The organism is Streptomyces alkaliterrae (assembly GCF_007097205.2).
GTDB classification, from domain to species: Bacteria; Actinomycetota; Actinomycetes; order Streptomycetales; family Streptomycetaceae; genus Streptomyces; species Streptomyces alkaliterrae.
In genome coordinates this window covers 1-7,966 of sequence record NZ_VJYK02000252.1, presented here as the reverse complement: position 1 = coordinate 7,966, position 7,966 = coordinate 1, and the positions used below count along the sequence as shown (strand labels likewise).

The window sequence follows — 7,966 nt, the reverse complement described above, 5'->3', positions numbered from 1 at the left end:
CTGCCCGCCCTGCTCCGCGGCTACCTCCGGCTCGGCGCCCGGGTGTGCGGACCGCCCGCGCACGACCCGGAGTTCGGCGTCGCCGACTTCTTCGTGCTGCTGTCGGTCCGCGACATGAACCCCCGCTATCTGCGGCACTTCCTCGGCCTGCTGGACCAGTGATGTCCGCGACGAGCCCCTGGCTGCCCACCGCACCCTGCACTCTGGCCGGCTGCCTGACCGGCAGCGGCCCGGTGGTGGGCCGGGTCCGCCGGCTGCTGCGCGTCGGCGCGGTGGTGTGCTGGCTGCTGGTCGGCGTGCTGCTGGCACCGCCGGTGCGCCGGACGCCGGCCCGGTTCCGCGCGGCGGCCGTACGGACGTGGGCGCGCGCCCTGCTGAAGGCTCTCGGCGTCCGGCTGCGCACGCGGGGGAGTTGCCCGCCGGGCCCGGCGCTGGTCGTCGCCAACCACGTCTCCTGGCTGGACGTCCTGTTGCTGGCGGCCGTCCGGCCCGGCCGCATGCTCGCCAAGGCCGAGGTCGCCCGCTACCCGGTGCTGGGCCCGCTGGCCAGGTACGGCGGCACGCTGTTCATCGAGCGCGACCGGCTGCGCCGACTACCGGGCACGGTCGGTGAGATCGCCGCCGTGCTGCGGTCGGGCGGCACGGTGGTCGCCTTCCCGGAGGGCAGCACCTGGTGCGGTCGCCGCCACGGGCGCTTCCGCCACGCGGTCTTCCAGGCCGCGCTGGACGCGGGCGCGGCGGTGCAGCCGGTCGCGATCCGCTACCGGCAGACCGGCCGCGACCCGGCGGCGGTGGCCGCGTTCGTCGGCGAGGACACCCTGGGCGCCTCGCTGCGCAGGGTGCTGGCCGCCCGGGGACTGACCGCCGAGGTGGAGGCACTGGCACCACTGGCGCCCGAGGCGGCCGCCGACCGCGCCGCGTTGGCCCGCCGCAGCGCCGACCTGGTGATGACCCGGATGAGCGTGACCGATTACGCTCCTGGCCATGACCGCACTGCGTGAGGACGATACGACCGTCGCACCACCGGCCGCGCCGGACCGCAAGGGCCGCCTGACACCCCGCCAGGCGCGTCTGGTGCGCGGCGTGGCGGCGGCGGTGGTGATGGTGGCGGTCGCCGTCGCGATGGTCGTGCGGTTCGCCCTGGAACCGTCCCTGCTCACTCTCGGACTCTACGGGCTCGCCCTGATCTTCTCCGGCACGGCGATCGTGCTCAGCCGCCGGGGCCGTACCCGGGTGGCCACCGCCGTGCTCGGCGCGGGCGTCGGGGTGATCATCCTCGCCGAACCGCTGCTGCGCGCCGGCTGAGCCCGCCCTTTCGCCGCTCGACCGGCGCGCCGGGCCCACGTACGCTGCCGGTATGGAGAGCCAGCCGCCGGAGATGAGGGCCTCGGACGCGGACCGGGAGCGGGTGGCCGCGCGGCTGCGCGAGGGCTACGCCGAGGGCCGGCTCGACGTCGACGAGTTCGAACAGCGCCTGACGGCCGCCTACGCGTCCCGCACCTACGGCGATCTCGAACCGCTGCTGCGCGATATCCCGCTGCCCGCCGAGAGCGCCACCGCCGTCGCCCGGACCGAACCGACCGGTACGGCGGACCGGTGGCGCGGCAGGATCGGCAGGCGACCCACCTCCCGGGTCGGCGTGGCGGTCCTGAGCGGCGTCACCCGTCGGGGCGCGTGGGTCGTACCCCGCCGCTTCACCGCCTTCGCCTTCTGGGGTGGCTGTGAACTCGACCTGCGCGAAGCGCACTTCGAGGACCGCGAGGTGGTGATCCGGGCGAGCGCGGTGATGGGCGGCGTCGACATCGTGGTGCCGTACGACGCCGAGGTGGAGGTGCGGGGCATCGGGATCATGGGCGGCTACGAGCACAAGGCGACCGGGGCCGGCGCCGCCGGAGCGCCCAGGATCGTGATCACCGGACTGGCGTTCTGGGCCGGAGTGGACGTCCGCCGTGCCGATCCGCCCGCCAAGGGCGCGGACTCCCAGCCCTGACCCCGACGGAAGGCGACCGCCGCGCGGGGCGGTCCGCCCGCTCAGACCCAGCGGGGCTCGTCCCCGCCGGGCACGCCGGGCGGGCGCGCCCAGTCCGCCGGGCCGCCCTGGTAGCGGACCGGGGAGCGGGCGTGGCGGAGGGTGCCGAGCGGGCTCGGGCGTTCGGCCAGCCACGGCGTCGCGTCCCGGCCCCCCTCGCCGGGCGTCGTGCCGCCGCAACCGTCGGGCCCGGCCGGCAGCTCGTGCTGCAGCCAGTGCGCGGTGCGGGCCAGGGCGAGGCGCAGCCGGACGCCGCCTGCGCGGCCCCGGCGCTGGTCGCTGAGCGCGCGCAGCACCGCCGCCGCGAGCAGGTAGCCGGTCCCGTGGTCCAGCGCCTGCGCGGGCAGCGCGCCCGGCACCCCGCCCCCGGGCGACTCGCTCACCGCGATGCCGCAGGCGGCCTGCACCAACGAGTCGAACCCGCGGCGTCCGCCCCACGGGCCGTCCTCGCCCCACGCGCTGAGCTGGGCGACGACCAGCCCCGGACGCCGCTCGGCGAGCGAGGCCGCGTCCAGCCCGTACCGGTCCAGCGCGCCGGGCCGGTAGCCCGTCACCACGACGTCCGCCCGGCCCAGCAGCTCTTCGAACACCCGCCTGTCCACGGGGGAGTTGAGGTCCAGCAGGGTCGAGCGTTTGCCGAAGCCGGTGTCGGCGTGCGCGTCGGCGAGCTCCGGAAGGCCGGGGGAGTCGACCCTGAGGACGTCCGCGCCGAGCAGGGCCAGGGTGCGGGTGGCCACCGGGCCGGCGATGACCCGGGTGAGATCCAGTACCCGGAGCCGTGATCCCGGCGGGGACGGCGCCGCCCCCTCGGCCGGCTCCCGGAGGATCAGGGGGCGGTCGGCGACGGCGGCTCCCTGCGGATGCGCCAGCCAGTCGGCCGCGTCGCGTACGGCGACCGCCAACCCTCCCGCGCCCTGGATCAGTTCGGCGGCCTCCGCCGAGCCCAGCCCGGCCAGCCTGCTCTCCACCGCCCGGACCAGAGCCGCCTCTTCTGCCGTACCGTCCACCCCGAGCGCCGCGAGCAGCCGGGACCGGTGGTGCGGGTAGTTGGCGTGGGTGCGCAGCCAGCCGTCGGCGGTGCGCCAGAACCGGGACAGCGGCGCGAACGTGCTCACCGCCCGGCCGTCCACCCGCAGCAGCCGCTCGCTGGTGAACGCCGCCGCCACCGCGCCCTCGTCGACCGTCACCTCGCCGGGCGCGTCGGCGAACTCGGCGGCCGCCAGGGCGCAGACGCCGACCGTCGCGGCAGCCAGTTCCGCCACCGGCAGGCGTGCGGGCAGGCCGGGCCGACCGGTGCGTCGCAACCCGTCGAGCCACCGGGAGTCGCCGCCGAGCAGGGACCACACGGCGGCGGTCGAAGCAGTCGCACTGTTCACAGGTGTCATTGTGCCCTCCGCCCGGCGTACCGTGGCGGGGTGAGGAGCAACGCCGGGCACCGCACGCCCGCCGACGAGGCAGAGGCCGTAGCGACGCAGCAACGACTGCGCGCGCTGGTGGAGTTGACGGACCACTCCCCGGCCCCGGGAACGTCCGGCACCCTGGTGGCCGGCGTCGACGTCGCCTACGACGACCGGCGGGGGCTGGTCGCCGCGGCGGCGGTGCTCCTCGACGCGGCCACACTGACCACCGTCGAGGAGGCGACCGCCTGCGGACCGGTCCCCTTCCCCTACCGGCCCGGCCTGCTGGCGTTCCGTGAACTGCCCTCCGTCCTCGCCGCTCTGGAACGGCTGGCGGACACGCCCGCGCTGCTGGTGTGCGACGGCTACGGCATCGCGCATCCCCGCCGCTTCGGCCTCGCCAGCCATCTGGGCGTGCTCACCGGCCTGCCCACGCTCGGCGTCGCCAAGAACCCGTTCGGCTTCTCACACGGTCCGCTCGGCCCCGAACGCGGCGCGAGCGCGGCGCTCAGCGATCCGGCGACCGGCGAGGTGGTCGGCGCAGCGCTGCGCACCAGCGCCGGCGTCAAGCCGGTGTACGTCTCGCCCGGGCACCGGGTGAGCGTGTCGGCCGCCTGCGCCCATGTACTGCATTTGGCACGGCGGTTCCGGCAGCCGGAGACCACCCGGCGCGCCGACCGGCTGTGCCGCGCCACGCTGGCCGCCGCGCTGGAGGCGTGAGGGAAGCCGCAGACGGGGCGTCACCCGCGCGGCGTCTCCACCGCGGCCACCCGGAACGTCAGCCCGGCCCGCTCCAGCCGCTCGATCAGTCGCTCGCCCATCGCCACGGAAGGCGTCAACTGGCCCGCCACCTTGGGCAGATCGTCGAACGCCAGGCAGAGCGCGGACTCGCCGAGGATCCTGGCCGTCTCGTCGTAGCCGGGATCGCCGCCGCGCACCTCCGTGCGCACGGTCGTGCCGCCGCCACGTCCCACCAGGCGGAGGGAGAACCAACTGGCGGCCCGGCGCGCGGGGTCCGGCCCCTGCCCCGGCGCCACCCGGCCGGAAATCCAGCGGCGTACGGGCGGTACCTGCGCGGCGGCGGCCAGTGCGCCGGCCGCGGCGACCGCGCCCACGGCCGTCGGCAGGGCGCGCAGCGCCAGGGCGTAGCGGAACGTGAAGTCCGGCCCGTAGCGGTCGAGTCCGGCGGCGGAGCGGCCCACGATCGCGGTGTCGATGGTGGGCAGCGGCAGTGCCCAGCCCGGCATGCCGTCGGTTCGGCGGATCAGCCCGAGCGGGGTGCGCACGCGTCGGTCGAGCGGTCCGGGGTCGGCGCGGCGTCGCCGTTTGGCCACCGCGGCCATCTTCGGCCCGCGCGCCATCGCCTCCAGCACGGAGGCGAGCGTGCCGCCGGAGAAGGAGGCCCGGACCCGCAGATAGCCCTCGACCTCCAGAGGCACGCCCTCCGGCAGCCGGTTCACCGTGTACAGCACGCCCAGGTCGGCCGGGACGGCGTCGAAGCCGCAGGCGTGCACGAGGCGGGCACCGGTGCGCAGCGCGGTCTGGTGGTGCTTGAGATACATGGCGTCGACGAACTCCGGTTCCCCGGTGAGGTCGAGGTAGTCGGTCCCGGCCTCGGCGCACGCGGCGACCAGGTCCTCGCCGTAGCGCAGATACGGGCCGACCGTGGTGGCCACCACCCGGGTGCCGGCGGCGAGCGCGGCGAGGGAGGCGGGATCGTCGGAATCGGCGTGCAGCAGGGGGAGTTCGGTACGCGCCGGGTCGAGTCGGAGCAGCCGCTCCCGCAGCATCTCCAACTTCACCCTGTTGCGGCCGGCCAGGGCGAGTCGGCACTCGGGCGGCGCGTTGCGGACCAGGTGTTCGGCGACGAGCCGACCGGTGAAGCCGGTGGCGCCGAACAGGACGACGTCGTGACTGCGGGACAGGGGCACTGCTGCTCCTCAACGAGGCGGGGGACGACCGATCACGGTGTGCCTCCGCCGGATCCTGCCTCATCTCGCCCGCCGGGCAAAGCCCGGGCGGGTAGCGGCGCTCGGCCGCGCATGGCACCAGGGCCGCCGCTCGCCGACTCGTCGGCAAGGCGGCCGGAGGGGCTTGTGGAAACTGGAACACGTTCTTAGCATCATCGGTGTTACATCACTGGTGTCACAGAGCGGGGTGCGGAGATGGCAACACAGGCGGAGCCCGTCGGCCCGCTGACCGGCGTCCGCGTCGTCGAGCTGGCCGGGATCGGCCCCGGGCCGTTCGCCGCGATGCTGCTGGCCGACCTCGGCGCCGACGTGGTGCGGGTGGACCGCCCGGGCGGCGCGGGCATCGGCATCGACCCGGCGCTCGACATCACCAACCGCAACAAGCGCTCCGTCCTGCTGGACCTCAAGTCCGCCGGCCCCGAGCCGGTGCTGGAGATGGCCGAACGCGCCGACGTGCTCATCGAGGGCTACCGCCCCGGCGTCGCCGAACGGCTCGGCGTGGGTCCCGAGCAGTGCCTGGCCCGCAACCCCCGCCTCGTCTACGGCCGGATGACCGGTTGGGGGCAGGACGGTCCGCTGGCCGACCGCGCCGGGCACGACATCGGCTATGTCGCCGTCACCGGCTCGCTCAGCGTGATCGGCCCCGCCGACGGCCCCCCGGTCGTTCCCGCCAACCTGCTCGGCGACTTCGCCGGCGGCTCGATGTACCTGGTCACCGGCGTGCTCGCCGCCCTGCACCACGCCCGCGCGCACGGCCGGGGCCAGGTGGTGGACGCCGCGATCGTGGACGGCACGAGCCACCTCAGCGCGCTGCTGCACGGCATGCTGCGGGCCGGCGCCTGGCAGGACCGCAGGGGCGTCAACCCGCTCGACGGCAGCTACCCCTTCTACGGGGTCTACGAGACCGCCGACGGCGGCCACCTGGCGGTCGGCGCGCTGGAGGCGAGGTTCTACGACGAGTTCCTGGACCGGCTCGGCCTCAGCGAGGCCCGGCCCGACGCGTCACCCGACGATCCGACCACCGTGCCGCCCCGTGACGATCCCGCCTCCTGGCCGCTGCTGCGGGAGCGCATCGCCGCCCGCGTCCGCACCCGCACCCGGGACGAGTGGGCCCGGCACTTCGCCGACTCCGACGCCTGCGTGGCGCCCGTCCTCTCCCTCCGCGAGGCACCGCACCACCCGCACCTGGCGGCGCGCGGCACCTTCGTGGAGCACGCCGGCACGGTCCAGCCCGCGCCCGCGCCGCGCTTCTCCGACACCCCCACCGCGGTGCGCACCGCCCCGGCCCGGCCCGGCCAGCACCACGCCGAGGTCGTCCGCGACTGGGGCCTGACCGCACTGCCGGCGGCCGAGGAGACGTCCGCCGACCACCCCCAGCCGAGGAAGGCGCGTCCATGAACACACTGCCCCGCCAGGTCTACACCGAGGACCACGAGGCGTACCGCGAGGTGGTCAGGGCCTTCCTCGGCAAGGAGGTGGTGCCGCACTACGAGCGGTGGGAGCGCGAGGGCGTGGTCAGCCGGGAGGCCTGGCTGGCGGCCGGGCGCCAGGGCCTGCTGGGCGTCGCGATCCCCGAGGAGTACGGCGGCGGCGGGAACCCCGACTTCCGCTACAGCGCCGTGCAGATCGAGGAGTTCGCCAGGGCAGGCGCCTCCGGCTTCTTCGTCAGCCTGCACAACGACATCGTCGGCCCCTACCTGCTCTCCCTCGGCACCGAGGAGCAGAAGCGGCGCTGGCTGCCCGGCTTCTGCTCGGGCGAGACGATCACCGCCATCGCGATGACCGAGCCGGGCGCCGGCTCGGACCTGCAGGGCATCACCACCACCGCCGAGGACCGGGGCGACCACTGGCTGCTCAACGGCGCCAAGACCTTCATCTCCAACGGAGTCCTCGCCGACCTGGTGATCGTGGTGGCAAGGACCACCCCGGAGGGAGGAGCCAAGGGATTGAGCCTGCTGGTCGTCGAGCGCGGCGCGAAGGGGTTCGAACGCGGCCGGAAGCTGGAGAAGATCGGCCAGAAGGCGCAGGACACCGCCGAGCTGTTCTTCGACGACGTCGTGGTGCCCAAGGAGAACCTGCTGGGCGAGGTCAACGGCGCCTTTGTCCACTTGATGACACATCTCGCCCAGGAACGCATGGCGATCGCCGTCGCCGCGATCACCGTGGCCGAGCACCTGCTGGAGATCACCACCGATTACGTCAAGCAGCGGGAGGCGTTCGGCCGCCCGCTGTCCCGCCTCCAGCACGTCCGCTTCGAGATCGCAGAGATGGCCACCGAGTGCGCGGTCACCCGCAGCTTCCTCGACCGGTGCATCACCGAGCACGCCGGAGGCACACTGGACGCGACGGCCGCCTCGATGGCCAAGTGGTGGGCCACCGAGCTGCAGAAGCGGGTCACCGACCGCTGCCTCCAGTTGCACGGAGGCTACGGCTACATGGCGGAGTACCCGGTCGCCCGGGCTTTTGTCGACGGCCGGATCCAGACCATCTACGGCGGCACGACCGAGATCATGAAGGAGATCATCGGCCGGTCGATCCTGAACTGAACCCCGCCCCGCTTCCTCCGGCAC

General features: G+C 74.9%; 8 protein-coding genes and 1 pseudogene. 7 read left to right on the top strand and 2 right to left on the bottom strand.

Translation table 11 applies throughout. The features are described from left to right. The 4 genes and pseudogenes from FNX44_RS20355 to FNX44_RS20340 all read left to right on the top strand — a co-directional run. A pseudogene (locus FNX44_RS20355) lies at positions 1–162 on the top strand (GNAT family N-acetyltransferase); the annotation flags it as partial. Then, positions 162–1,001 carry a lysophospholipid acyltransferase family protein gene (locus FNX44_RS20350; protein ID WP_143649947.1) on the top strand — a complete coding sequence of 280 codons (840 nt, stop codon included), beginning with the start codon at positions 162–164 and terminating at the stop codon, positions 999–1,001. The pseudogene FNX44_RS20355 and the gene FNX44_RS20350, both read left to right, overlap by 1 nt. Then, on the top strand, positions 985–1,305 hold the full coding sequence (locus FNX44_RS20345; RefSeq protein WP_143649945.1) for a hypothetical protein: 321 nt from the start codon (positions 985–987) through the stop codon (positions 1,303–1,305). The genes FNX44_RS20350 and FNX44_RS20345 overlap by 17 nt, the downstream gene beginning before the upstream one ends. 52 nt (positions 1,306–1,357) lie before the next feature. Beyond that, complete coding sequence (locus FNX44_RS20340) at positions 1,358–1,990, top strand: DUF1707 SHOCT-like domain-containing protein (protein WP_143649943.1); 633 nt, start codon at positions 1,358–1,360, stop codon at positions 1,988–1,990. A gap of 41 nt (positions 1,991–2,031) precedes the next feature. On the opposite strand, the gene FNX44_RS20335 is transcribed toward FNX44_RS20340, so the two are convergent. Continuing rightward, on the bottom strand, positions 2,032–3,414 hold the full coding sequence (locus FNX44_RS20335; protein WP_143649941.1) for a CoA transferase: 1,383 nt from the start codon (positions 3,412–3,414) through the stop codon (positions 2,032–2,034). 30 nt (positions 3,415–3,444) lie between these two features. Here FNX44_RS20335 and FNX44_RS20330 point away from each other — a divergent pair, with 30 nt between their 5' ends. Continuing rightward, a complete protein-coding gene (locus FNX44_RS20330) occupies positions 3,445–4,146 on the top strand; it encodes an endonuclease V (RefSeq protein ID WP_143649939.1) in 702 nt (233 codons plus the stop codon). 20 nt (positions 4,147–4,166) lie between these two features. On the opposite strand, the gene FNX44_RS20325 is transcribed toward FNX44_RS20330, so the two are convergent. After that, positions 4,167–5,357, bottom strand: a complete 1,191-nt coding sequence (locus FNX44_RS20325; RefSeq protein WP_143649937.1) for a saccharopine dehydrogenase family protein — start codon at positions 5,355–5,357, stop codon at positions 4,167–4,169. A gap of 234 nt (positions 5,358–5,591) precedes the next feature. Here FNX44_RS20325 and FNX44_RS20320 point away from each other — a divergent pair, with 234 nt between their 5' ends. Beyond that, positions 5,592–6,794 carry a CaiB/BaiF CoA transferase family protein gene (locus FNX44_RS20320; protein ID WP_143649935.1) on the top strand — a complete coding sequence of 401 codons (1,203 nt, stop codon included), beginning with the start codon at positions 5,592–5,594 and terminating at the stop codon, positions 6,792–6,794. Positions 6,795–6,799: 5 nt separating this feature from the next. Then, a complete protein-coding gene (locus tag FNX44_RS20315; protein WP_143649949.1) occupies positions 6,800–7,942 on the top strand; it encodes an acyl-CoA dehydrogenase family protein in 1,143 nt (380 codons plus the stop codon). The last annotated feature ends 24 nt before the right edge of the window (positions 7,943–7,966 follow it).

What these genes read in the sequence shown, in the direction of transcription:
- FNX44_RS20320 (WP_143649935.1), top strand. Translation starts at nt 5,592, where the DNA reads ATGGCAACACAGGCGGAGCCCGTCGGCCCGCTGACCGGCGTCCGCGTC.
- FNX44_RS20340 (WP_143649943.1), top strand. Translation starts at nt 1,358, where the DNA reads ATGGAGAGCCAGCCGCCGGAGATGAGGGCCTCGGACGCGGACCGGGAG.
- FNX44_RS20350 (WP_143649947.1), top strand. Translation starts at nt 162, where the DNA reads ATGTCCGCGACGAGCCCCTGGCTGCCCACCGCACCCTGCACTCTGGCC.
- FNX44_RS20345 (WP_143649945.1), top strand. Translation starts at nt 985, where the DNA reads ATGACCGCACTGCGTGAGGACGATACGACCGTCGCACCACCGGCCGCG.
- FNX44_RS20335 (WP_143649941.1), bottom strand. Translation starts at nt 3,414, where the DNA reads ATGACACCTGTGAACAGTGCGACTGCTTCGACCGCCGCCGTGTGGTCC.